Annotated in this window: 25 protein-coding genes and 1 pseudogene; 3 read left to right on the forward strand and 23 right to left on the reverse strand. The window is 59.3% G+C overall.

Annotation, left to right across the window (positions count from 1 at the left end; genetic code table 11):
• Positions 1-8 precede the first annotated feature (8 nt).
• The 6 genes from L2I46_RS20255 to L2I46_RS20280 form a co-directional block, all read right to left on the reverse strand.
• On the reverse strand, positions 9-1,160 hold the full coding sequence (locus L2I46_RS20255) for a double-cubane-cluster-containing anaerobic reductase (RefSeq protein WP_085551434.1): 1,152 nt from the start codon (positions 1,158-1,160) through the stop codon (positions 9-11).
• Positions 1,161-1,257: 97 nt separating this feature from the next.
• Positions 1,258-1,497 (reverse strand): DUF2164 domain-containing protein, encoded by a 240-nt coding sequence (locus L2I46_RS20260; protein WP_004204157.1) that lies wholly within the window; start codon positions 1,495-1,497, stop codon positions 1,258-1,260.
• 25 nt (positions 1,498-1,522) lie between these two features.
• Positions 1,523-2,770: a multidrug efflux MFS transporter MdtM gene (mdtM, locus tag L2I46_RS20265; protein ID WP_023291836.1), complete on the reverse strand. Its 1,248-nt coding sequence runs from the start codon at positions 2,768-2,770 to the stop codon at positions 1,523-1,525.
• Positions 2,771-2,823: 53 nt separating this feature from the next.
• Complete coding sequence (locus L2I46_RS20270) at positions 2,824-4,116, reverse strand: DUF445 domain-containing protein (RefSeq protein WP_023291837.1); 1,293 nt, start codon at positions 4,114-4,116, stop codon at positions 2,824-2,826.
• Positions 4,109-4,771, reverse strand: a complete 663-nt coding sequence (locus L2I46_RS20275) for a LysE family translocator (protein WP_023291838.1) — start codon at positions 4,769-4,771, stop codon at positions 4,109-4,111. Before L2I46_RS20275 ends, L2I46_RS20270 begins: the two co-directional genes overlap by 8 nt.
• A gap of 47 nt (positions 4,772-4,818) precedes the next feature.
• Positions 4,819-5,634: an AraC family transcriptional regulator gene (locus tag L2I46_RS20280; RefSeq protein ID WP_236948184.1), complete on the reverse strand. Its 816-nt coding sequence runs from the start codon at positions 5,632-5,634 to the stop codon at positions 4,819-4,821.
• Between the two features lie 215 nt (positions 5,635-5,849).
• Between L2I46_RS20280 and L2I46_RS20285 the strand changes: the two genes are divergently transcribed.
• On the forward strand, positions 5,850-6,752 hold the full coding sequence (locus tag L2I46_RS20285; RefSeq protein ID WP_023291840.1) for an Rpn family recombination-promoting nuclease/putative transposase: 903 nt from the start codon (positions 5,850-5,852) through the stop codon (positions 6,750-6,752).
• A gap of 159 nt (positions 6,753-6,911) precedes the next feature.
• On the forward strand, positions 6,912-8,282 hold the full coding sequence (locus tag L2I46_RS20290; RefSeq protein ID WP_236948185.1) for an NAD-dependent succinate-semialdehyde dehydrogenase: 1,371 nt from the start codon (positions 6,912-6,914) through the stop codon (positions 8,280-8,282).
• Between the two features lie 49 nt (positions 8,283-8,331).
• Here the strand turns inward: L2I46_RS20290 and L2I46_RS20295 are convergent, their stop codons facing one another.
• From L2I46_RS20295 to L2I46_RS20375, 17 genes and pseudogenes are all read right to left on the reverse strand, one after another.
• The gene (locus tag L2I46_RS20295; RefSeq protein WP_032454756.1) at positions 8,332-8,652 is read right to left on the reverse strand and encodes a hypothetical protein; all 321 of its coding nucleotides are present in this window, start codon (positions 8,650-8,652) and stop codon (positions 8,332-8,334) included.
• Positions 8,652-9,197 carry a YfaZ family outer membrane protein gene (locus L2I46_RS20300; protein WP_023291843.1) on the reverse strand — a complete coding sequence of 182 codons (546 nt, stop codon included), beginning with the start codon at positions 9,195-9,197 and terminating at the stop codon, positions 8,652-8,654. Before L2I46_RS20300 ends, L2I46_RS20295 begins: the two co-directional genes overlap by 1 nt.
• Positions 9,198-9,589: 392 nt before the next feature.
• On the reverse strand, positions 9,590-10,546 hold the full coding sequence (yjiA, locus tag L2I46_RS20305) for a GTPase (RefSeq protein WP_032454757.1): 957 nt from the start codon (positions 10,544-10,546) through the stop codon (positions 9,590-9,592).
• Between the two features lie 11 nt (positions 10,547-10,557).
• Positions 10,558-10,761, reverse strand: a complete 204-nt coding sequence (locus L2I46_RS20310) for a YbdD/YjiX family protein (RefSeq protein WP_002887451.1) — start codon at positions 10,759-10,761, stop codon at positions 10,558-10,560.
• 110 nt (positions 10,762-10,871) lie between these two features.
• Positions 10,872-13,022 carry a pyruvate/proton symporter BtsT gene (gene btsT, locus L2I46_RS20315; protein WP_044525281.1) on the reverse strand — a complete coding sequence of 717 codons (2,151 nt, stop codon included), beginning with the start codon at positions 13,020-13,022 and terminating at the stop codon, positions 10,872-10,874.
• A 295-nt stretch (positions 13,023-13,317) separates the two neighbouring features.
• The gene (locus L2I46_RS20320; RefSeq protein WP_023291846.1) at positions 13,318-13,830 is read right to left on the reverse strand and encodes a 4-hydroxyphenylacetate 3-monooxygenase reductase subunit; all 513 of its coding nucleotides are present in this window, start codon (positions 13,828-13,830) and stop codon (positions 13,318-13,320) included.
• Between the two features lie 19 nt (positions 13,831-13,849).
• Positions 13,850-15,412, reverse strand: a complete 1,563-nt coding sequence (gene hpaB / locus L2I46_RS20325) for a 4-hydroxyphenylacetate 3-monooxygenase, oxygenase component (protein WP_002887473.1) — start codon at positions 15,410-15,412, stop codon at positions 13,850-13,852.
• A 223-nt stretch (positions 15,413-15,635) separates the two neighbouring features.
• Positions 15,636-16,526, reverse strand: a complete 891-nt coding sequence (hpaA, locus tag L2I46_RS20330; RefSeq protein WP_023291847.1) for a 4-hydroxyphenylacetate catabolism regulatory protein HpaA — start codon at positions 16,524-16,526, stop codon at positions 15,636-15,638.
• 9 nt (positions 16,527-16,535) lie between these two features.
• Complete coding sequence (gene hpaX / locus L2I46_RS20335; protein ID WP_023291848.1) at positions 16,536-17,894, reverse strand: 4-hydroxyphenylacetate permease; 1,359 nt, start codon at positions 17,892-17,894, stop codon at positions 16,536-16,538.
• Between the two features lie 21 nt (positions 17,895-17,915).
• Positions 17,916-18,713, reverse strand: a complete 798-nt coding sequence (gene hpaI / locus L2I46_RS20340) for a 4-hydroxy-2-oxoheptanedioate aldolase (RefSeq protein WP_044525283.1) — start codon at positions 18,711-18,713, stop codon at positions 17,916-17,918.
• 10 nt (positions 18,714-18,723) lie between these two features.
• Positions 18,724-19,527 (reverse strand): 2-oxo-hept-4-ene-1,7-dioate hydratase, encoded by an 804-nt coding sequence (hpaH, locus tag L2I46_RS20345; protein ID WP_004182838.1) that lies wholly within the window; start codon positions 19,525-19,527, stop codon positions 18,724-18,726.
• A 108-nt stretch (positions 19,528-19,635) separates the two neighbouring features.
• The gene (locus L2I46_RS20350) at positions 19,636-20,016 is read right to left on the reverse strand and encodes a 5-carboxymethyl-2-hydroxymuconate Delta-isomerase (protein WP_064158449.1); all 381 of its coding nucleotides are present in this window, start codon (positions 20,014-20,016) and stop codon (positions 19,636-19,638) included.
• A 9-nt stretch (positions 20,017-20,025) separates the two neighbouring features.
• Positions 20,026-20,883, reverse strand: a complete 858-nt coding sequence (hpaD, locus tag L2I46_RS20355; protein ID WP_002887492.1) for a 3,4-dihydroxyphenylacetate 2,3-dioxygenase — start codon at positions 20,881-20,883, stop codon at positions 20,026-20,028.
• 1 nt (position 20,884) lies between these two features.
• Entirely contained in the window at positions 20,885-22,351 is a 1,467-nt protein-coding gene (gene hpaE / locus L2I46_RS20360; RefSeq protein WP_236948186.1) for a 5-carboxymethyl-2-hydroxymuconate semialdehyde dehydrogenase, read from the reverse strand.
• Positions 22,348-23,112, reverse strand: a complete 765-nt coding sequence (locus tag L2I46_RS20365) for a fumarylacetoacetate hydrolase family protein (RefSeq protein WP_044525284.1) — start codon at positions 23,110-23,112, stop codon at positions 22,348-22,350. Before L2I46_RS20365 ends, hpaE begins: the two co-directional genes overlap by 4 nt.
• Positions 23,109-23,741, reverse strand: coding sequence for a fumarylacetoacetate hydrolase family protein (locus L2I46_RS20370; RefSeq protein ID WP_049014166.1), 633 nt, complete (start codon positions 23,739-23,741; stop codon positions 23,109-23,111). Before L2I46_RS20370 ends, L2I46_RS20365 begins: the two co-directional genes overlap by 4 nt.
• Positions 23,742-23,798: 57 nt before the next feature.
• A pseudogene (locus L2I46_RS20375) lies at positions 23,799-23,963 on the reverse strand (hypothetical protein).
• 64 nt (positions 23,964-24,027) lie between these two features.
• On the opposite strand from L2I46_RS20375, the gene hpaR reads away from it, so the two are divergent.
• Complete coding sequence (gene hpaR / locus L2I46_RS20380) at positions 24,028-24,468, forward strand: homoprotocatechuate degradation operon regulator HpaR (protein WP_002887503.1); 441 nt, start codon at positions 24,028-24,030, stop codon at positions 24,466-24,468.
• Position 24,469 lies beyond the last annotated feature (1 nt).

Below are 24,469 nucleotides of genomic sequence, written 5' to 3' on the forward strand. Positions count from 1 at the left end.
CGTGCTCCTTACAGCATTTCGATAAAGGCGGCGACGCGGGTGCTGAGCTGGCCGAGGTCCGCTGTCGAATAGTCGGTTTCAATCGCCATATAAGGAAGGTCGTGCTGCTGGCGCAGATGGCGTTTAATGGCCAGCGATTCCACGGCATAGGTATGGCAGGCCTGCAGGATGACGTCGATTACCCCGTCGGCCTGGTACTCCTCCACCATCTGGCTCAGCAGCTGCAGGCGCTGATCGTTAGGGGAAATACAGGAGCAGCCGATGGCGAGATATTTATCGGTTAAGGCATCGTAGACGTCGCCCTCTTCCGCCACGCAGCGCTCGGTCGCCTTCGCGCCGGTGCAGTTTTCATAGCCCACCACCCAGCCGCCGTTTTCTTCGATGGCGCGAACCACTTTCTCCGCCGCCCCGCCGATCGGGCAGCCGGTGATCAGAATGCGCGGGCGTGAGGCCAGTCGTTTACCCTGCCGCCACTCCTGACGGATGCGCTCCGCCATGGCGTTGAGCTCGTCAATCAGCGCGGTTTTGTCGAAGCGGAAGGTGGCGCCATACACCACTTTCAGGATGTCGCCGCCGCTGAGCGCCGGCGGATTGAGCTGCCCGAGACGATAAAAGTAGGCCAGCGCCCGGCGTTCGCGGTTTTTCAGCACGATGGCCTCGCGCAGCGCCGCCTCGCTAATCGACGCGCCAAACTGCGCCTCAATCACCTGCTGCAGGCGCAGGATCTCCGCTTTCCACAGGGCGCGGGAGGCCGCGTCGCTGGCGCTGTTCGGCAACTGCATCACGTGGACCGCCTTGAACTCGGCCATGTACTCGTACATTTTCTTTTTACCGTCGCAGGTGGTTTCCCCAACCACCAGGTCAGAGAAATAGAAGTAGGGGCATTTATCGGTTTTGCCGAAGCCGTAGCTGCTTTTGATTAACGGACAGAGGTTGCGCGGCAGATCCTTTTCCGCTTCCTCGATGGTTTCATCGGAGGTAGAGCACAGCGAGACCACCACGGCCCCCGCCGCCATGGCGATCTCCTGAGGCATAAAGGTGCAGTAGGTGCCCACCAGCGGCACGTTCTGCTCTTTAAGATCCATGACGGTGAGAAAGCCCTTCTGGCGAGCTTCCGAGAACTGGTCAAAAATGGCGGGTAGATCGGTGATAAGCGACATGGTTTTCCTTCCCCGTACACGGGAGATGCTGAAAGAGTCGCCATTATAACCCTGTTATTTGTATGCTTTTATTGATCTCCTGCGTCTGCGCGCGGCGTTAATAGACCTTCTTTAAATCCATCTCTTCCTGGATCCGCTCGCTCCATGCCAGGTGGGTGCGGATGGCCTCTTCGATACCGGCGTTGTAAAACAGCGGCCCCAGCTCCTGGGCGATAAAGTCGACAAAAAATTCAGCGTCAAACTGCTCCAGTTCGAGGTTAAACGTCTCTTCGCAGTACTTGCTGAGCCTGTCGCGCAGCAGGTCGCGCTGCGCCGGACTGAGTTCAATCTCACTCATGATGGGGCTTTCTCCGTCAAAGGGGTCACGACTGCCGGGCTTCAATGACCGCTTGCGCGCACTGACGCTGGTGGCGTAACAGTCCGGCGAGGCAGCAGGCGGCGGCGAGCCCCGCGACCACCGCCAACAGGTGGAAGGGCAGTCTCCCGCCATGGAACCACAGCCAGCGCGCGCCTTCAATCGATAAGGCGCTGACGCTGAGGATCACGATATTCAGCGAGGCGGAGACCGTGCCTTTCGGCAGGTCGTTGGAAAAGAGGGTAAAGCGGAACAGCGTCGGGAAAATCAGCCCGATGCCGAAGGCGTAGAAGCAAGTGCCGAGCACCGACCACAGCCAGACGTGCGGCCAGGCCAGATTCCCCACGATCAGGATGGCCAGGCCGAGCATCTGTACCGGCACCGCGCTCAGCACAAAGCGCGGACGGGTGGGATCTTTTACCCAGCGCGCCACCGACAGGTTGGCAATGATGACGGCGCTGAAGACCGGCACCTGGCTCCAGGCGAACTCGCTGGTGGTCAGCCCGCCGGCGTCCATTAAAATCACCGGCGATACCGCCACCCAGCTCATCAGCGGAATATAGCTCAGCGACAGCGTGGCGGCGCCGAGCAAAAAGATGCGGTTGCGAAAGACGTTGCGAAAATCGCGCAGCACGCCCAGGGGGCTGAACGGCACATCGCCGCGGCGCACCGTCTCCGGCATGGTCAACAGCAGCCCCAGCCAGGCCACCAGCCCCATGGCGGCGATAATGCCGAACAGCGCTTTCCAGTGGATAAAATGCATCAGCGCCGCGCCGGAGAGCGGGCCGACGATCGGCGCCACCAGCACGACGGAGGTGATCACCGCCATCAGCCTGATCGATCTTTTTTCCTCAAAGGCTTCCTGTACGGTGACGTAGCCGACGGTGGCGATAAAGCAGATGCTGGTGCCCTGCACGAAGCGGGCGATCAGGAACTGGGTCATGGAGGTGGTGAACAGCGTCGCCAGGCAGGCGAGGGTGAAAATCAGCGCGCCGGTGAGCAGTACCGGACGCCGTCCGATCCGGTCAGAGAGCGGCCCCAGCAGCCACTGCAGCGCCATGCCGCCGGCCATATACAGGCTCACCGAGGCTGGAGCCAGCGCCACATCGGCGTTGAAATCCCGCACCACGTGCAGGATCCCCGGCTGGATCAGGTCGGTGGTGAGATAGGCGGAAAAATCATACAGAATGAGCGCCGCCGGGAAGAACAGCGCGGCGGCGTGCCGGGTTAGCCAGCGGGTCATCCGGTGCATCATCTCGCCCTCCCTGTGGAATATTTTTCAGCGCTATTGTTCAGATAGTATCATTGCTAACCAATATGCAGATGCAGCAGCGACGGGATCTGCGAGAGCAGCCACAACAACAGGCCGATGGTTCCCCCGACCAGGGTGCCGTTGATGCGGATGAACTGCAGATCTTTACCGATATTAAGCTCGATCTGCCGCGACATATCGCGGGCGTCCCAGCTCTTCACCGTGTCGCTGATATGCCGAGTGAGGAAGGCGGCGAACTCCGGGGCCACCCGGTGCGCCGCCTGCTCCAGGTGTTCGTTAAGCGATTCGCGCAGCGCGTCGTCGCGGAGTAAGGTTTCACCGAACCACTGGCCAGCCTCGGCGATGCGCTGCTTGATACGCGAGTCGTCGCTGCTGATATCGTTTTTTACCCAACCGCGCAGGTCGCCCCACACTTCGCCAAGATAGCGGTTGAAGGTCTCATCATTTTTCAGCCACGCTTTGATGTTATCGGCCTTCTGCGCCAGTTCCGGGTCGGATTTCAGGTTATCGATTAGCTTTTGCGTCGCGCGGTCAAAGGTCTGGCGGATCTGGTGGGTGCGATCGTGAGTGACCTCGTCCAGCAGGGTATTCACGGCGTCGGTGACCATCTCGGCGCTGTGCTCGCCGAGCCACTCGGTGGGTAATAGCCTGGCTTTCAGCGGGTGTTCGGTCTCCAGCCAGCGCACGATGCCGCGGGCGATAAAGGCGCGGGAGCTGTCGCGCTGCAGCAGGGCGATCAACTGATTTATCAGCGAATCCAGCAGCTTTTGATGGCGGTTGTCGCGGGTCAGCCCCTCCAGCATCATGGCGCTGGTCTGCGTCAGGTCGACCTTATCGATCGCCTTATGCACCGCGCGCCGCAGCAGGCGCTGAATGCGGGCGTCATCGGTCAGTTCGAGAAAACCGCTCATCACCTGCAGCAGGTGCTGGCCGACCCGCCGGGCGTTCTCCGGCTGGCTGAACCAGTTGCCGAGCATCAGAGCTGGTTGATAGCGGCGGATCAGCGCCACCAGCGACGGGGTATCGAGGAACTTCTCTTCCACAAAGCGGCCGAGGTTGTCAGCGATGCGATCTTTGTTGCGCGGGATAATCGCGGTATGGCGGGCGACAAAGGGCAGCGGAATACGACGAAACAGGGCCACCACCGCAAACCAGTCGGCCAGCGCCCCGACCATCGCCGCTTCGGAAATGGCCTTCAGCGCGCTGACCCATGGCGTCGGCGGCAGCAGCAGGGTGGTGATAAATAGCGCGGCGGCGATCAGCAGCAGCGACAGCGCCAGCAGTTTGGCGCGTTTCAGTTCAGCGAGTTTTTCCATAAACTTAAGCATATAACCTGACGGCGAGGTCGTGCAAAAATCGCCAGATAATCCACAGACCGAACATCATCAGGATCGCCCCCGCCGCCCGCTCGACCCGCCAGACGATGGCGCTCAGGCGGTGCTGCACCTGCGGCAGCGCAATCGCGCTCACCAGCAGTAAATCCCAGAAGAACACCACGCTGACCATCCACAGGCCACTTACCGTTTGCTGCAGCAAGGTAACCGCCGGCCCCAGCAGGGAGGTCATCAGCGCCAGATAAAACAGCGCGTTCTTCGGGTTGAGCAGCGATGACCCCAGCCCCAGCAGCAGCTGCTTGCCGAACCCCGGACACGATGCGCGAACACTCTCCACCGCCAGCGCCGCGGGACGGCTGCGAATCAGCAGGCTGCCAATCCACAGTAAATAGCCTGCGCCCAGCAGCTCGATGAGCAAAAACAGCAGCGGCGCCTGGCGCAGAAGCCCCCAGCCAACGATGGCCAGGACAATATACAACGCATTCCCGGCGGCGATGCCGAGACACAGTCCGAGGCTGCCGCGGATCCGGTAGCGTACAGCGTAACCGACCAGCAGAAAAAAATCGGGGCCCGGGCTGAGCAGAGCGACAAAGTGGGACAGGGCTAACGCCGGAAAGGCGGCGGGGAAGAGAGTCGATAAGGTATTCATAGTGGCCTCGATAATGGTGCTGAGGCCACCCTACGCCAGGTGGAAAATTACTTATTGTCGGAAATTGATCGGCTTTGCGCATACTGCCGCGGCGTGGCGGCGGTATAGCTGACGAAGGTTTTATGGAAATGGCTCTGATCGGCAAAGCCGGCCTGATAGCCGACGTCGGCAATAGGGTCCCCGGCACGTAAGCGCGTTTTCGCATATTCAATGCGCGCCATATTGATCAAACTGGCGGGCGTCAGGCCGGTATCCTGTTTCACGGCGCGGATAACGGTCTCTTTACGTAGCGCGCTGTCGTGGGCCAGCTTATCCAGCGATGGCGGCGCCGGCAGATCTGTCGCCAGGCGCTGAAACAGCAGGGCGCTGGCGTGATGTGGCGCCTGCGGCGCGGCGGCGCACAGCGGCAGCGCGTGCAGGAGCTGCGCCAGCCGGGCGGGCAGTTGCTCAATGCGGCCGCGGCTCATCAGGGCGACAATCTGCTGGAAACAGGCAAAGAGAGGGCTGTCGCGCAGCAGCGGTTGCGGCGAGGTGATACTGGCGCCAGGGGGAATATCCGGACGCTGCGCATGGCACCATGCCGCCTCCAGGTACAGCATATGATAGCTGCGCGGCCGGTCACGCAGCGGATTACAGCTATGCGGCACGTGCGGCGGGATCACGATCAGATCCCCGGGCTGCAGGAGATATTCCTGACCATTGCACAGGCAGCGCGTTTCACCGTCGATAATCGCCCCCACCGAGAGCTGCGGGTGGCTGTGGCGCTTATAGGCCTGACGGCTGCCCCAGGTGCTGCGCAGCTCCAGCCACGGCAGGCGTTCGTCTCGCCAGAAGGTTTGGGGAATATCTCGGGTATGGTTCACCGCATCGACCTTTGCTGAGGGGATAAATCGTTTATAGCATGCTGCGCCGAGGCTGTCGCCCGCCGGGATTTGCGTACCGCGTCGAAAAAGGATGTCACGCTTGCAGTCCGGGGAAATATGTTTTCGTCGCGGAATGTAAAATCCCGGTTTCCGGGGTGTCAGCGACATTCATGGGAGGTAGAGTCCCTGCAGGATAAGCAGGCAGGGATGAGCCGATGGCAAAGGGCACCACCTCGACGCCGCATGATGCGGTGTTTAAACAGTTTCTCACTCAGGCCGACATCGCGCGTGATTTCCTGGCGATCCATCTACCGCCTGCGCTGCGTCAGCGCTGCGACCTCGATACCTTACAGCTGGAGTCGGCAAGCTTTATCGAGGAGAGCCTGCGGGCCTGGTACTCCGATGTGCTGTGGTCACTCAAAACCGCGTCTGGCAAGGGATACATTTATGTGGTTATCGAACATCAGAGCTCACCGGACGTGCAAATGGCTTTTCGCCTGATGCGCTACGCCATCGCCGCGATGCAGCGCCATCTGGATAACGGTCATACCAGACTGCCGCTGGTGGTGCCGATGCTGTTCTATCACGGAGCGACCACGCCATACCCGTGGTCGCTCAGCTGGCTGGACTGCTTTGCCGATCCACCGCTGGCGAGGGAGCTTTATGCCTCGCCCTTTCCGCTGGTGGATATCACGGTGATCCCCGACGATGAGATCGTTCGTCACCGGCGGGTGGCATTACTCGAGCTGATACAGAAGCATATTCGCCAGCGCGATTTAATGGCGATTGTTGAGCAGCTGACGACGATTTTACTTAGCGGTGACGCTAATGACAGGCAGATAAAAACGCTGTTTAATTATCTACTGCAGACTGGCAACGCGCGTCGCTTTGGCCGGTTTATCCAGGAAGTGGCGCAACGGGTTCCTCAGCACAGGGAGAGATTGATGACCATCGCCGAACGATTACAGGAAGTGTGGCGCAGAAAAGGCAAGCGTGAAGGACAGCATGCCGAGGCGCTGCGCATTGCCCAGAGGATGCTGGCCGACGGCATTGCCCGCGAGACGGTGGTGAAAATCACCGGCCTGACCGCCGATGAGATCGCCGCGCTGGCGCATTGATAACGCCGGGACGGCCTGACGGTCGCCCCGGTTAGCCACCGTTATGGAATATTCCGGATATACCTAACTTTACCCGCATCGCCAGCCATCTCGACTACCCTTAATATCCTTAACGGCATTTTTGACTGCCTTAATAGCGATAACAAGGAGACATGCGATATGGCCTATCAGACGGTGAATCCTGCGAACAATCAGCTTATTAAAACGTACCCGGCGCACAGCGATGCGGACGTGGAGGCGGCGCTGCGGCAGGCGGATGCGCTCTATCATTCTGCCTGGGCGAAAGGCGATATTGAACCGCGTCTGGCGGTGTTGCATAAGCTGGCGGATCTGATCGACAGCCGGGCGGAAGATCTGGCGAAAATCGCCAGCGAGGAGATGGGGAAACTCATTAAGCAGAGCCGCGGCGAAGTAAAACTGTGCGCGCAAATCGCCCGCTATTACGCCGATAACGCCAAATCGATGCTGGCGCCGGTGAAATACCCCACCGAACTCGGCGACGCCTGGGTTGAACACCATCCCATCGGCGTATTAGTGGCGGTGGAACCGTGGAACTTCCCCTATTACCAGCTGATGCGCGTCCTGGCGCCAAACCTGGCGGCCGGGAACCCGGTTATCGCCAAACACGCCAGCATTGTGCCGCACTGCGCGGAAACCTTTGCTCATCTGGTGCGCGAGGCCGGCGCACCAGATGGGGCGTGGACCAATCTGTTTATCTCCCAGGATCAGGTGGCGAAGATTATCGCCGACGATCGTGTGCAGGGCGCGGCGCTGACCGGGTCGGAAAAAGCTGGCAGCGTGGTGGCGGCGCAGGCGGCGAAGCATATTAAAAAATCGACCCTGGAACTCGGCGGCAACGATGTGTTTGTGGTGCTCGACGATGCCGACCTCGATCGCGCGGTGAAAATCGGCGTCCAGGCGCGGCTGAACAACGCCGGCCAGGTGTGTACTGCCGCCAAGCGGTTTATCCTGCATGAGAACATCGCTGAGTCGTTTCTGACGAAATTTAGCGAGGCGTTTCGCCAGGTAAAAATAGGCGATCCGCTGGATGAAAGCACCACGCTGGGGCCGCTCTCCTCTAAAGATGCGCTGGAAACCTTAAGCAAGCAGGTTGACGAGGCGGTCAAAAACGGCGCCACGCTGCATCTGGGCGGCAAACCCGTGGCGCGAGACGGCAACTTCTTTGAACCCACTATCCTGACCGGTATCTCCCGCGACAACCCGGCGTACTTCGAAGAGTTCTTTGGCCCGGTGGCGCAGATCTACGTGGTGAAAAACGATGAGGAGGTGATTGCGCTTGCCAACGATTCTCACTATGGCCTGGGCGGCGCGGTGTTCAGTCAGGATATCGAACGCGCTAAACGGATGGCATCCGCCATTGAAACCGGGATGGTCTATATCAACTGGCTGACCGATACCGCGCCTGAACTGCCGTTTGGCGGCGTGAAGCGTTCCGGTTATGGCCGGGAGCTCTCCGATCTCGGCATCAAAGAGTTTGTGAACCAAAAGCTGGTGGTGGTTCGCCGCTAAGCCCGACCATAAAAAAACCTGCCATCCGGCAGGTTTTTTTATAATAGATTTATTGCACTTCGACTTTATCCCAGCCGCTTTTGAACATACAGCTGTCGACTAAGGTCTCCCGCTGATATTCATTCGCGTCTTCTACCGTATAACTTGTTTCAACATCCTGTTTCTTATGCTTTTTGTCGCTTTTTTCTGAACTGGACCCGGTCACCACGTTATCCGGAGGGAGATCGACCAGGGCCTGCGCTTCACATTCGGTGAGCTTTTTATGCATGTCGGCATCGCTTAAACCCGGCTTCACCCAGGTATACTGAGTGCAGCCGGTGAGCAGCAACGCCAGGCTCAGCGCAGAGAGCGCGGCGAGACGTGATTTCATCAGAAGGTAATCCCGCCGCCCACGTAGGCGCCATCAATCAGGGTGTGGTTTGGGCGGCCCTCTTTGCCGTCAACGCTCACGTGACGGTAACCGACCTTCAGGGTCAGTGGACCAACCGGGGACCAGCTCACGCCGCCGTTCGCCTCAACATAGTTTTTCACGCTGTTGTTCAGGCCGTCGGGCGCGACATACCCTTCGCCAAACACGTGGATGCTGTCGGTCAGGGCCACGTTCACCCCGCCGCCGACCGGAAACGCGACGCCGTTATCGCCTTTTTTCGGCCCGAGGTAGATAGCTTTCGCGCCAGCGTTGAGCATCACCGGGCCAACTTCCAGATTGTAACCCGCGCCAACGCCGCCGGTCTGGCTACCATCATCGGTATTCTTCAGCCAGTGGCTTTCGGCATACAGGCCGGAAGAGGATTTACCCATTTCCATATTCAGGTTGGTAAAATTCTTACCTTGTTCAACGGTAAACCCCATTGCCATGGCGGAACCAGAGACCGCGGTCAGGGCAGCAACAATCAGGATGTTAAGCTTTTTCATGGTTTGCTCCTCGTCATTAAATTTGTCTGAGGGCACCTTAACAATCGATGTTTACCTCTGCAAATGTGACTTACGTCGATTTTTTATGCTGTGTTTGTCAGGGAAGTGTTTTGAAAATGTTGTAATGACGTTGGGTTATGGCGAGGTCAATCATCAAATTTGGTCTGTTTAGCCACAGTTTAATGGGTGGGCTAAACAGAAACTGAACAGGGCGGGCATTAATTATTAAGCATCCTATTCATTGAATTTCTTATTATTTCCAAAAGTGTTTCTGCTGTTACTTATAAAAACGTTGATTTACATTTTTCGACGCGATGACGACGTTTTAACCCTGTCTTTGACGATGTACGGGGAGAGAAGGGGGCCTGCGCCTTAGCGCGCAGGCGGGCAGATTAGCGTCGTAGCCCGGCAAATGCCGTGCGAATCTCCTCTTCCGGCAACTGAATGCCGATAAACACCAGCGTGCTGTGCGGCGTTTCATCGCCCCACGGGCGATCCCAGTCGGCGCTGTAGAGGCGCTGCACGCCCTGGAACAGCAGGCGATTTGGCTCGCCGTCGATCCACAGCATCCCTTTATAGCGCATCAATTGCTCGGCGAAGGAGAGCAGCAGGTTTTCCATTACTCGCGACACTTCGCTGATATCCACCGGGTAATCCATCTCAACCACGATTGATGACACGTCGTTTTGCTTCTCTGCCATAAAGTGGAAACGTGGTTTGCTGTTAACAACGTTTTCTTCCAGCATAAAGCCGCTGGTGTTAAACAGCTGGCTAAGATCGATATCGCCGTGAATGACGGTATAAATCGGCGCCCGGGCATTAATGCGCGCCAGCCGTTCGCGCAATTTTTCGGTGTCGCCGGCAACATCAGTTTTGGTCAGCAAAATGCGGTCTGCGTAGCCTACCTGCGACTGGGCGATGGTGAACTGATCCATCTGCTGGTCGGCATGGACCGCATCCACCAGGGCGATCACGCCATCCAGCAGATAGCGCTCGCAAAGCACCTCGTGGGAGAAAAAGGTCTGGATGATCGGCCCCGGGTCGGCCATGCCGGTGCATTCAATCACCAGCCGGTCGAACTCGATTTCACCGCGGTCGCGGCTGTCGAGCAGATCGAGCAGGGCGTCTTCCAGTTCGTTGGAGCGCGTACAGCAGATGCAGCCGTTGGTCAGGGTTTTAATCTGCGTGGCGCGGTCGCCGATCAGCTGGTCATCGACGGCGACTTCGCCAAATTCATTTTCAATCACGGCGATTTTAAAGCCGTGCTGTTCGTTGAGAATATGGCGCAACAGGGTGGTTTTACCTGCGCCGAGAAAACCGGTGAGTAGGGTGACTGCAATCGGTGCCATTATTGCCTCCATTAACAGCAGCGGACGCCGCCTTTGCCGTCGCCGCCGTAGCGGGCCTGCTGGCGTTCGCGGAAGAATTCTTCATAAGTCATGTACGGCTGATCCGGATGGTTGGTTTGCATATGGGTGACGTAGTTGTCGTAATCCGGAATGCCAATCAGCATTTTCGCCGCCTGACCGAGATATTTTTTTGCCTGACCTAAGTTACCAAACATTGTAAGTTCCAGATAACGAATAAAGCCGGATGGCGGCTAGCGCCTTCTCCGGCCTACGTTGATGCGCTTTTTTGTAGGCCGGATAAGCGTAGCGCCATCCGGCATCGGGGTTAATGATGTGACGAGGTCTTCACGCCGCCTTCCGGTACCGGCACGTACGGGGTCTCTTTGTCGGTACGCACTTTATTGTTGCGGACAGTGAGCCAGGTTTTGATGCCGTAGAAGATGATGCTGTACACCACCACCAGGAACAGGATACTCAGGCCGGCGTTGGTGTAGTTGTTGACCACGATATGGTTCATGTTGGCAATCTGCTGTGCGGTCAGTTCGCCGCCGGAAGCGATCTTCTCTTTATACTGCTGAGCCATAAAGAAGAAGCCTTCCATCTGCGGGTTGGTGCTGAAAAGCTTCAGGCCCAGCGCCCAGGTGGTGCACAGCAGCAGCCATGCAGCCGGGATCACGGTGACCCAGATATATTTGGTGCGCTGCATTTTGACCAGCACCACGGTGCCAAGCACCAGCGCCACCGCGGCCAGCATCTGGTTAGAGATACCGAACAGCGGCCACAGGCTCTTCACGCCGCCCAGCGGGTCGACCACGCCCTGATACAGCAGGTAGCCCCACAGCCCGACGCAGCCGGCGGTACCGATAATCCCGGCGACCAGCGAGTCGGTTTTTTTCAGGAACGGCACGAAGTTACCCAGCAGATCCTGCAGCATAAAGCGGCCTGCGCGGGTCCCGGCATCCAGCGCGGTGAGGATAAACAGCGCTTCAAACAGGATACCGAAGTGGTACCAGAAGCCCATATCCGCCATCGGGATGATTTTGTGGAACACATGAGCGATACCCACGGCCAGCGTCGGCGCGCCGCCTGCGCGGTTCAGTACGGAAGGTTCGCCGATATCTTTCGCGGTTTGCAGGATTTGCTCAGGTGAGATCACGAAGCCCCAGGAGCTGACGGTCGCTGCCGCGTGAGCGGTGACATCCCTCAGCTGGGCGGCAATCAGCGCCGCGTTTTCACCGCCCATTTCGTGCAGGTTCGGCATGGTGATACCCAGACCCGCCGGCGGGGTGTTCATCGCGAAGTAGAGGCCCGGTTCGATAATTGAGGCCGCTACCAGCGCCATCACCGCCACGAAGGACTCCATCAGCATTGCGCCGTAGCCGATAAAGCGGGCGTCGGTTTCGTTGGCCAGCAGCTTCGGCGTGGTGCCGGAGGCGATCAGAGCGTGGAAGCCGGATACCGCGCCGCAGGCAATAGTGATAAACAGGAACGGGAACAGGGCGCCTTTCCACAGCGGACCGGTACCGTCAATGTACTGGGTCACCGCCGGCATTTTCAGGTCCGGGTTAAGGATCACGATACCCAGCGCCAGGCCAACGATGACGCCGATTTTCAGGAAGGTCGCCAGGTAGTCGCGCGGCGCCAGAATAAGCCATACCGGCAGCAGAGCCGAGATAAACGCGTAGCCAATCAGGGTAAAGGTGATGGTGGTGTCTTTAAAGGTCAGCGCCGGGCCCCAGTACGGGTCGTGGGCAATCACGCCGCCGAAGTAAATAGACGCCACCAGCAGGACGATACCGATGACCGATACTTCGCCTACGCGGCCCGGGCGCAGGAAGCGCATGTAGATCCCCATAAACAGGGCAATTGGCACCGTCGAGCAGACGGTGAAGACGCCCCACGGGCTTTCCGCCAGCGCTTTCACCACGATCAGCGCCAGCACCGCGAGGATGATGATCATTATCAGGAAGCAGCCGAACAGCGCGATGGAGCCCGGTACGGGACCCATCTCCTGTTTGATCATCTCGCCCAGCGAGGCGCCGTTACGCCGCGAGGAGATAAACAGCACCATAAAGTCCTGTACCGCGCCTGCCAGCACGACGCCCGCCAGCAGCCACAGGGTACCCGGCAGGTAGCCCATCTGCGCGGCGAGCACCGGGCCCACCAGCGGACCGGCGCCGGCAATCGCGGCAAAGTGGTGGCCAAACAGCACGTAGCGGTTGGTCGGCACATAGTTCAGGCCATCGTTATTAATGACCGCCGGCGTGGAGCGCGTCGGGTCAAGCTTCATCACCTTCTGCGCGATATACAGGCTGTAATACCGGTAGGCGACGAGGTACACGGAAACCGACGCCACCACGATCCACAGGGCACTGACGTGCTCACCGCGGCGCAGGGCGACGACTGAGAGGCAAAATGCCCCGATGATCCCGAGAATCACCCAGGGTATGTGCTTGAATAGTTTTTTGGTATCCATAGTAAAACCTGGCGTTAATGAGATGAATAATTGGCCGAAGCCGTCTGGTTTTAAGTAAGGGTTGATAGAGGTATTGATTAGCTAGGCTGTCTCCGATCTTGCCAGACCGGCGCGCGCGTAAAGATGAGTAAATTGGTGAGTGGTTATATAGGAGGTTAAGCGGTTACTGGAAGGGGTAAGCGGTTGGCTACGAAGTGAACAGGGCGGGATTATGTGATTGTGATCACAGGAGATTGTGGCCTGCGACGCTGTGGGTTAACGCTCCTCCCCAACCGGGGAGGAGCAGACAAGGCGATTACACTGCGACTTCCATTTCCATCATTACCGGGTGGAAGCGGCGCTTAAAGTAGATCAGCCCGTGGCCTTGCTGGCTCAGGGTTATATTCCTGATTTCCACCAGATAGACCAGGTGGGTGCCGATGGTTTGTACCTGGCTAATCTCCCCCTCGAGGCTGGCCAGCGACCCCTTCAGCACCGGCTGCCCGAGCGCGCCCTGCTGCCAGCCGCTGAGGGCAAAACGCTCTTCCATCGTCACCCCGGTCATCCCGGCGAAATGACGGGCCATGATTTCCTGTTCATGATTCAGCACGTTGATGCACAACTTGCCGTTGCCCTGAAACACCGGGTTCATCGCGCTGTTGGCGTTGATACACACCATCACCGAGGGCGGCGTATCCGTCACCGAGCACACCGCCGTGGCGGTAATCCCGCAGCGGCCGGCTTCGCCTGCGGTGGTGACTACGTTAACCGCCGCCGACAGGCTGGCCATGGCATCGCGAAAACGCAGGCGTTGTTCATCTAATTGCATTATGACCTCCCGCTGCGAATTACTTCAGCAGCTTATCCAACATGTTGATATCAGCGTTATTGTGCAGATGCGGCACCGTCCAGCCGTTCTGGTCGTACTCGGACAGGCAGCGGTCGACCATCGCCATCATCTTGTCCATATTGCCGGAGCTCTGCGCCTGGCGCAGACACTGCAGGCGAATCTCATCCTGGCTACCGGAGTAGTTGATTTCATACAGCTCGTGGCGGCCGCCGAACTCGCTGCCGATGGCGTCCCACATCAGTTTGAGGATCTTGATACGTTCAACGTGATCCATACCGTTGGAGCCGCGCACATACTTCGCCAGATACTGGTCAATCTGCGGGTTGTTCAGATCGCGGGCGCTGGACGGCAGATAAATCAGGCCGCTGGTGACGTTGCGCTCGATGATGTTCTTGATCTTGGCGTAGGCCATCGGGGCCATCACGCGATAGGTCTGCAGCGCGGCGTGATCCGGCAGCCATGCGCCGTTGACCCACGGCGTCGCTTCCGAGCACATGGAATCGCTCAGCGCCCAGAACATGTTGCGCCATGCCACCACTTCGCCGAGGTCGGCCTGCACGCCGCGGAACTCGAGGGTGCCGGTACATTCCAGCGAGCGCTTCAGCAGGGCGGTGATAAAGTCCAGTTTTACCGCCAGACGTACGCAGGCCTGCAGCGGGTACATGCGGGCGAACCCCCCTTCCATGGTCCAGCGGCGGCAGCGGTCGAAGTCGCGATAAATCAGCACGTTCTCCCATGGGATCAGCACCTTATCCATTACCAGAATCGCGTCGTTCTCGTCGAAACGGCTGGAGAGCGGATAGTCGTACGGGGAGCCGGTCGCGCCGGCGACCATCTCATAGGAGGCGCGGGAGATCAGCTTGACGCCTTCGGCGTCCATCGGCGCGACGAACATCAGCGCGAAGTCCGGGTTTTCGCCCATCACCTGCGCGGAGCCGAAGCCGATCATGTTGTAGTGGGTCAGCGCCGAGTTGGTGGCGACCACTTTCGCGCCGCTGACGATGATCCCGGCATCGGTCTCTTTTTCCAGCTTGATGTAGACATCCTTCACTTCATCGGCCGGCTTGTGGCGGTCGATCGGCGGGTTGACGATCGCATGGTTAAAGTACAGGCCGGTTTCCTGAATGCGGGTGTACCAGTTGCGGGCGTTCTGCTCGAACTGGCCGTAAAACGCCGGGTTGGCGCCCAGCGCGCAGCCGAAGGCGGCTTTGTAGTCCGGGGTGCGGCCCATCCAGCCGTAGCTTAGGCGCGACCACTCGGCGATGGCGTCGCGCTGCTGGCGCAGATCGTCGGCGCTTTTCGCCACGCGAAAGAATTTATGGGTGTAGCCGCCGCTGCCGGTATCGGTGCCCCAGCACAGGGAATCCTGCATCTCCGGTTTGTGCAGCGCATCGTACAGTTGAGCGACGGAGGCCGCGGCGTTACGGAAGGCCGGGTGGGTGGTGACATCCTTCACGCGCTCGCCATAGATATAAATTTCGCGGCCATCCTGCAGGCTTTTTAAATACTCTTCGCCAGTTAACGGGCGTTTCGCGTCGGCGCGGAAATCTTCAGGTTTCATAGGGGCCTCTTCAGTATTTATCGGAAAATGATGTTAAATATATGTTTTGTTTTTGTTGTTCAATTGAAGCGGTTATTGCGCTTGTCGTGAAGGGACGTTTGCGACAACGACGGGTACTTTTCAGGCGGGAGTGAATTTTGTGATCTCTGCAGCGTTTACCGGCTGGCGCGGCGCTGAACCGACCTGTGGACTATCGCCCGGCAGGCGCAGCGCCAGCGGGGAATTACGATACCGGTACTTTTTGCGCCCGGTAGCTGCTGGGCGAGCAGCCGACCTGGCGGCTAAAAAAGCGCGCAAAATAAGCGGGGTCTTTAAACCCCAGCTGCCAGGCTATCTCATTGACGGCGCTATCGGAGAACAACAGCAGGCGCTTCGCCTCGCGCAGCTGGCGGTCGAATATCAGCCGTTTGGGCGAACGGTTGGCAAAGCGGCGACAGATATCGGTCAGCCGCGATTCGGTCAGGTGCAGCTCCCTGGCGTAATCCGGTACCGTCCAGTGCTGATGGTAGTGGCTGTCGATCATCTGGTTAAAGCGCTGGAATAGCTTCAGCTCGCCGCGCATGCCGCTGGCGGCGTGATCGTCGAGCTTTGCGTTACGCAATAGCAGGGTAAAGACCGCCTGCGCCAGCAGCGCCAGGGTGTGCTCGCGCCCCGGCAACTGGGCGGTGGATTCCCGGCGGATCAGCTGCCAGTAGTGGGCCAGCGCCGCCAGCTCGTCGGGTTTATCCGCCAGCGACAGGCAGATCCCCGGCAGGCCGAAGGTCTCCCGCGTGCCGGGATAGAGCACCTCCAGCAGCGGCCAGATGAGTTCTTCGTGCACCGTCAGCACATGGCCATCGCTATCGGACTCGGTAATAAAGGCGTGCGGCACCGAGGGCGGCGTTAACACAAACAATGGCGCCTGCACCGAATAGCGATGGTCATCAAGCTGCAGCTCAATCTGCCCGGTATCAAGATAGTGCATCTGGAAATAGCGGTCGTGGCGATGCGCCTGCATGTCGCGGCCAAAAAAGGCCGCCATGCGGGAAAACGACTGATAGTGCACCTCCTCGGTGCCCAGGCTCTCGTCGTAATCTTTATTGATATCGATATTGGCGATGGAATGCTGGCACATACCCGCTCCTTAGTGGCCTTTCTGCGCCGCTAAGCCCGGCGCGGCGGCGGCGTCCTCACGCTGGCTCATTGGAATGCGGGTGAGCACCAGCGCGCCGACAATCAGCAGCCCGGCGACAAACCACAGCCCGGAGCTAAAGCTGCCGGTGGTATCGCGCAAAATGCCGATCAACAGCGGGCTGACGGCAGAGCCGACGTTGCCGATGGCGTTGATCACCGCCAGCGCCACCGCGCGCGACTGCAGGCTGATCACCCGATCCGGTGTGGTCCAGAAAATGGCCATCGCGGTAAAGGATCCCACAGAAGCCATAATAATGCCGATCAGCTGGATCAGGCTGTGGTGAGTTGCCGAAGCCAGCAGCCAACCCGCCGCGGCGAACAGGTAGGGCAGGATGGTATGCATTTTGCGCTCTTTGCGCCGGTCGGAGCGGCGGCTCCACCAGATCATGCCGAAAATAGTGCAGAACTGCGGGATCGCCGCCAGCAGGCCAATCATGATGTTGCTACTGCCGGTGTTGAAGCTCTGCAGGATCTGCGGCGTCCAGATATTAATGGCGCTCAGGGTATTGGTCAGGCAGAAGTAGGCCAGGGTATACATCAGCACCGCTGGCGTCAGGACTTCGCGCAGCGTGGAACGCGGCGAAGCCGGAACGACCGCCGCATTTTCCCGTTCACGATCGATCATCGCCTTCAGCGCCTGTTTTTCTTCGCTATCGAGCCAGTTGGCTTTATCCGGCGTGTCGTTGAGGAAGAACCAGGTGACGACGCCGAGCACCACCGACGGCAGGCCTTCCAGCAGAAACAGCCACTGCCAGCCCTTCAGGTTCCACAGGCCGTCGAGCGCCAGAATATAGCCGGAAAGTATCGAGCCGAGCATCATGGTCACCGGCATGGCGATCATAAACAGGGCGTTGGCGCGGGCGCGATGGTAGGCCGGGAACCACCAGGTCAGATAGACGAGGATGCCCGGTAGAAAACCAGCCTCGGCGATGCCGACCAGCATGCGCAGGATGTACAGCGTATGCGGGCTGGTGGCGAACATGGTGCAGGTCGAGGCGATCCCCCAGACCACCATAATTCCGGCGATCCAACGGCGCGCGCCGACTTTCGCCAGCATGATATTGCTGGGGATCCCGCACAGCACGTAGGTGACGTAGAACAGCGTCGCCGCCAGGCCGAACATGGTGGAGGTCAGGCCGAGGTCTTTGCCCATCGTCAGGCCGGCGAAGCCGATATTAATGCGGTCCAAAAATGAGAAAACAAAGAGAACAAACAGGAAGGTGATCAGGCGGCGGAAAAGCTTTTTGATCACCCGGTTTTCTACTTCAACGGCTTTATTATCATTGTGTTGCAGGGTAGAGGTAGTCATGTTGCGCTCCACATTATCCGTTCAATAGACGGATTTATTGTTATCGGTTGTGGTCGTTGCGGTGTGGGTAAAACGGGCCGCCAGCGCTTCTGCGCCGCGCGCCAGCAGGGTGGTATCGACGCCGACGGCGACGAACAGCGCGCCCAGTTCGAGATAGCGCTTCGCCAGCGCTTCATTGGCCATCAGGATCCCCGGCGCCTTACCGGCCTGACGGATTTGCTGGATGGCCTGTTCAATGGCGGCCTGCACTTCCGGGTGCTGCGGATTACCGCCATGGCCCATATCGGCGCTGAGGTCCGCCGGGCCGATAAACACGCCATCCACCCCGTCGACATCGAGGATCTGCGGCAGATTTTTCAGCGCTTCGCGGGTTTCAATCTGTACCAGGACGCACATGGCGTCGTTGGCCTGGTGAAGATAATCCGGCACCCGATTCCAGCGCGAGGCGCGGGCCAGCGCGCTGCCGACGCCGCGAATGCCGGCGGGCGGGTAGCGGGTGGCTCTGACCGCCAGCCGCGCTTCGTCGGCGTTCTGCACCATGGGCACCAGCAGGGTTTGCGCGCCGATATCCAGCAGCTGTTTGATCTGCACCGGGTCGTTCCACGATGGGCGGACCACCGGCTGGCTGGGGTAGGGGGCGATGGCCTGAAGCTGGGTCAGCACCGTTTGCACATTGTTGGGCGCGTGTTCGCCGTCGATCAGCAGCCAGTCGAAGCCGGCGCCGGCCAGCAGTTCGGCGCTGTAGCTACTGCACAGCCCCAGCCACAGGCCGATTTGCGGGCGCCCGGCCTTGAGCGCCGCTTTAAAAGCGTTGTTCATGTTGCTCTCCTCAGACAAAGCGGCAGCTGATGACGCCCATGTTGCCGTAGTCGACGTGGAAGGTATCGCCCTTGCGCGCCGGGACCGGACGGGTGAAGGAGCCGCCGAGGATGATTTGCCCGGCTTCGAGCTGGACATCGTACGGCGCCAGTTTGTTGGCCAGCCAGGCCACGCCGTTGGCCGGGTGATTGAGCACCCCCGCGGCGACGCCGGTCTCCTCAATCACGCCGTTGCGATACAGCAGGGCGGAGATCCAGCGCAGATCCAGCTCGTCGGGCTTGATCGGGCGGCCGCCGAGGATCACCCCGGCGTTGGCGGCGTTATCGGAAATGGTGTCGAACACTTTACGCGGGCGCTGGGTTTCCGGGTCGATGTTGTGGCAGCGGGCGTCAATCAGCTCCAGCGCCGGGATCACATAGTCGGTGGCGTTGTAGACGTCAAACAGGGTGCAGTTCGGGCCGCGCAGCGGTTTGGCCAGCACGAACGCCAGCTCGACTTCGATACGCGGAACGATAAAGCGGTCGGTGGGGATATCGCTGCCGTCGTGGAAGAACATATCGTCAAGCAGCGCGCCGTAGTCCGGCTCGCTGATCTGCGAGCTGGCCTGCATGGCTTTCGAGGTCAGGCCGATCTTGTGGCCTTTGAGTACGCGGCCTTCGGCGATCTTCATCTCGACCCACTCGCGCTGGACGGCGTAGGCGTCCTCAATGGTGATCGACGGATAATCCAGCGAGATCGCGCGGATCTGTTCACGCTGTTTTTCGGCCTGATTCAGCCGCTGGGCAATCAGGGTTCGGGTCTGTTTATCGAGCATAGTGATTCCTGTGGCATTGTATTGCCGGATGGCGCTTCGCTTATCCGGCCTACAAATTCATGGCCGCTGTAGGCCCGGTAAGCGCAGCGCCACCGGGCAATTTGCACGTTATTTAAATAAGGCGTGCACGTTGTTCTGTTTGTAGTTCAGCGTCGGATCGAGCTCTTCCATGGCGAACGACAGCGCCAGGTAGCGGCTCTCCATCAGCGCCGCGAAGTGGGATTTGATCAGCGCGAACAGCATATCTCCCACGTCCTGACGGCTCTCCAGGCTGCGCCCGGAGCCGATCTTCAGCGTCATATGGACAAAGGCGTAATCCTGCCTGCCGTCGGCCATCTGCCAGGTATCCAGCCAGTGGGCACGGCTGCGGATCCCGCCGATCGGAAAGATGCCGGTAGCGGCCAGCGCCTCGTTGACTTTGGCGAACAGCCCAGGCAGATCGGCCTGCTCGCGGATGTTGTCGGTACATTCGGCGATAAAATGCGGCATAGGGCCTCCTTACGCCTGCGCCGGCAGCGGGAACACGGCGTTAACCTGGCCGGTGCCGGAGCTGGCGAACAGCTCGGTGATAAACTCCACCTTGCCGTCGTATTTATCCCAGCCCAGCAGACCGAGCAGCATCACCGTGTCGTGCATGTTGCCTTCGCCGTAGCAGTAGTCGGCGTACTCCGGCAGCATGGTGCAGAACTCTTTAAATTTGCCCTCGCGCCACAGCTTCACCACCCGCTCATCCATCTGATGATCGAACTCGCGGGTGTAGCTGTTCATCCCCTCTTCGGCGCGCTGATCGTCGATAAAGCGGTGCGACAGCGAGCCGCTGGCCAGCACCGCCACGGTGCCGTCATATTTCTCAATGGCTTTGAGGATCGCTTCGCCCAGTCTGCGGCTGTCGGCAAAGTCGTGAACGGTACAGAAGGCGGAAATGGACACCACCTTGAAGTGCTTATCGCTGTTCATGTAGCGCATCGGCACCAGGGTGCCGTACTCCAGCTTCAGGCTTGGAATATTGTGCGCTTTGGCGCGCACCCCGAGCTTCACCGCCTCGTCGGCGATGAGCTGACCCAGCTCCGGGTTGCCGTCATAGTCGTAGGTCATGTCGCGAATAAAGTGCGGCAGTTCGTTACTGGTGTAGACGCCCTGGAAATGGTCGGCGCAGTTGATGTGGTAGGCGCTGTTGACCAGCCAGTGGGTATCGAACACGATGATGGTATCGACGCCCATTTCCCGGCAGCGCTTGCCAATTTCTTTATGCCCGTCGATAGCGCCCTGGCGGCAGCCGTGGTTTTTCCCCGGCAGCTCAGACAGGTACATCGACGGCACGTGAGTGATTTTTGCTGCTAACGCTAACTTACCCATATCAGACTCCCCATTTCGGGATCGGATGGTCGCCCATCGAGATGCAGACGTTTTTCATTTCGGCGAACACTTCAAAGCTGTACTCGCCGCCTTCGCGGCCGGTGCCGGAGGCCTTCACGCCGCCGAACGGCTGACGCAGGTCGCGGACGTTCTGGGTGTTGACGAACACCATCCCGGCTTCAATACCGCGCGCCAGACGCAGCACTTTGCTGACGTCCTGGGTCCAGATATACGACGCCAGGCCGTATTCCACATCGTTGGCCAGGCGCAGACCTTCCGCCTCGTCTTTAAAAGGCAGCAGACATGCTACCGGGCCGAAAATCTCTTCCTGCGCGACGCGCATGCGGTTGTCGACATCCGCCAGCACCGTCGGGCGCAGGAAATTGCCGTTTCTCAGATGCGCCGGCAGATCGGACGGTTTATCCGCGCCGCCGGCCAGCAGGGTCGCCCCTTCTTCAATGCCGAGGCGGATATAGCCGGAGACTTTCTCCCAGTGCTGCTGGCTAATCAGCGCGCCGACCTGGGTGTTCGGGTCGGTTGGATCGCCGACGCGCAGGCGGTTAGCGCGCTCGGCGAAGCGTTTAACGAACTCGGGGTAGATGCTCTGCTGAATGAAAATGCGCGAGCCGGCGGTGCAGCGTTCGCCGTTGATCGAGAAGATGGTGAACAGCGCGGCGTCGAGGGCGCGCTCAATATCGGCGTCTTCGAAAATCAGCACCGGCGATTTGCCGCCCAGCTCCATGGAGTACTTTTTCAGCCCGGCATTTTTCATGATGTTGCGCCCGGTGGCGGTACCGCCGGTAAACGATACCGCGCGCACGTCATGGTGGCGTACCAGCGCATCGCCCGCCGTCGCGCCGTAGCCCTGCACCACGTTCAGTACCCCCGCCGGAATACCCGCTTCCAGCGCCAGTTCGCCCAGACGGTCGGCGGTCAGCGGCGACAGCTCGGACATCTTCAGCACCGCGGTATTCCCCAACGCCAGGCACGGCGCCACCTTCCAGGTGGCGGTCATAAACGGCACGTTCCACGGCGACACCAGCGCGCAGACGCCCACCGGCTGCACCAGGGTGTAGTTCAGCATCTTGTCGTCGACGGGATAGGTCTTACCGTTCATCTGCTGGCACACTTCGGCGAAAAACTCGAAATTGTGGGAGGCGCGCGGGATCAGCACGTTTTTGGTCTGGTGGATAGGCAGACCGGTATCGGCGGTTTCCATCGCCGCGATCTCCGGGACGTTCTGGTCGATCAGATCCCCGAGGCGGCGCATCAGACGCGCGCGCTCTTTCATCGGCAGGTTAGCCCACTTCGGGAAGGCCTCTTTCGCCGCCGCTACCGCCTGATGGACTTCGGCTTCACCGCCGGCGGCGACTTCCGCCAGCACTTCGCCGGTGGCCGGGTTGGTGGTATGAAAATAGTCTGCGCCGGCAACGTTTTTACCGTTGATCCAATGGTTAATCTTTTTCATGACAGTGTCTCCTCATACGCTTGCTGGCTGATGATATGGTTGACCAGGCGGCCCACGCCCTCGACTTCAACGATCACCTCGTCGCCTGGCACCACGTCGGACAGCCCTTTCGGCGTGCCGGTGGCGATCATGTCGCCCGGTTGCAGGGTCATAAATTCGCTTAAGTAAGCGATGAGAAACGGGATGCTGAAGATCAGATCGGCGGTGGTGCCCTGCTGGCGCAGCTCGCCGTTGACCCAGGTGCGCAGGGCCAGATTATGCGGATCCGGGATCGCCTCTTTGCCGACGATCCACGGGCCGATCGGCGTCAGGGTGTCGCGGCTTTTCACCCGCAGGTTTGGCCGGTAGTAGTTTTCCAGATAGTCGCGGATCGCGTAGTCGTTGCAGACGGTATAGCCGGCGACATAGTCCATGGCCTCGGCTTCGCTGACGCGGCGGGCGGTTTTACCGATCACCACCACCAGTTCAGCTTCGTAGTGCATGTATTCCACGTTATCCGGGCGTACCGACTGCTGCTGGTGGCCAGTAAAGGTGTTTGGCGCTTTGATAAACACCAGCGGCTCGGTTGGCGGCTTAAACGCCAGCTCGCTGGCGTGGTCGGCGTAGTTCAGCCCCAGCGCGAACAGCGTGCCGTCGGCGGGCGGCAGCCAGCGGAATTCACCTTCTTTCAATACCGTGCCATCGTCCAGGCGCACCTGGTCGCGTTCATCGACCACCGCATCGCGTACCTGTCCCTGCCATTCAATACGTGCCTGTTTCATGCCAGCTCTCCTTCTGCGACAACCGGGTTTTCCAGCGCCGGGAAGCCCTCGGCGAGAATGCGTACGCGATCGCCGGGACGCAGCGTAACGCGGGAGTGGGGCGTACCGATGAGGATCGCGTCGCCGGGATTGAGGGTGGCGAACTCGCTCAAGGCGCTCAGCAGCTGCGCGGCGTTACGCTGCAGATCGCCGGTATGCCAGCTGTCCGCTTCGCGGCCGTTGATTTCGGTGATGATGGTCAGGTTATCGACGTTGCGCACCGGCGACAGCGCGCCGACGGGGCAGAAACCATCGCGGCACTTGGCCTTGATCGCCGGGCGATAAAAACTCTCTTCCGGCAGGCTGACGTCGTTCGCCAGCGCGTAGCCGGCGATATAGTTCGCCGCCTCTTCCGCCGCCACCTTGCGCGCGGTTTTGCCGACAATCAGCGCCACGGTGGCGCCGCTTTGCACGGTTTCGCCCTGCGGATAGGGGATCGCCTCGCCATCGCCAATCACGGTATTGCGCGGCTTGATAAACCAGACCGCGGTTTTCGGCGGCGTTTTGTAGGGGGCCTGTTGAAACGCCTCGCGCCAGGCGTCGAGCTGGCTGCGATGATTGAGCGCAACGGCGAAGATGGTACCTTTCATTCACCACTCCTCTGGGACTGATTTTGGTTCAAAGGGATTTCGTTAATATATTAATGATCATCTTTTATGCTTTGCGATGAGGTTTAGCAACTGGAAGTGAATGTTTTGTGATCGGATTAACACAATATTTACACTTCAATAACTTATTCGTTATTAATCAAATGGTTGAATATTTTTCTGGGAAAGGCTGGTACTTTTCAGGTGCAGAAACCGGTTGTACATGGCAGGATTAAAGCTAATTATTAAGTTGTTAATAAGTTTTAGATGAGGCCGTTGAGGGGATACTATGCATGATTCATTAACCATTGCCTTGTTGCAGGCGCGTGAAGCGGCGATGGCCTACTTTCGACCGATCGTCAAACGACACAATCTCACCGAACAGCAGTGGCGGATCGTGCGTATCCTCGCCGAACGTCCGTCGATGGACTTTCACGATCTGGCTTTTCGCGCCTGTATTCTGCGCCCCAGTCTGACCGGGATTTTGACGCGCATGGAGCGGGATGGACTGGTGCTGCGGCTGAAGCCGGTTAACGATCAGCGCAAGCTGTACGTCTCGCTGACGCCTGCCGGAACCGCGCTGTACGAAAGCGCCCAGGCGGAGGTGGAAGAAACCTATCGCCTGCTGGAGGCTCAGTTCACTACGGAAAAGCTGCAGCAACTGACCTCGTTGCTGGAGGAGTTTATTGCGCTTGGCGTCCCTGCCGGGCGCGGTGATGAAGAAGAGTAGC

Source organism: Klebsiella sp. 2019SCSN059 (genome assembly GCF_021739525.1).
GTDB lineage: Bacteria > Pseudomonadota > Gammaproteobacteria > Enterobacterales > Enterobacteriaceae > Klebsiella > Klebsiella quasipneumoniae.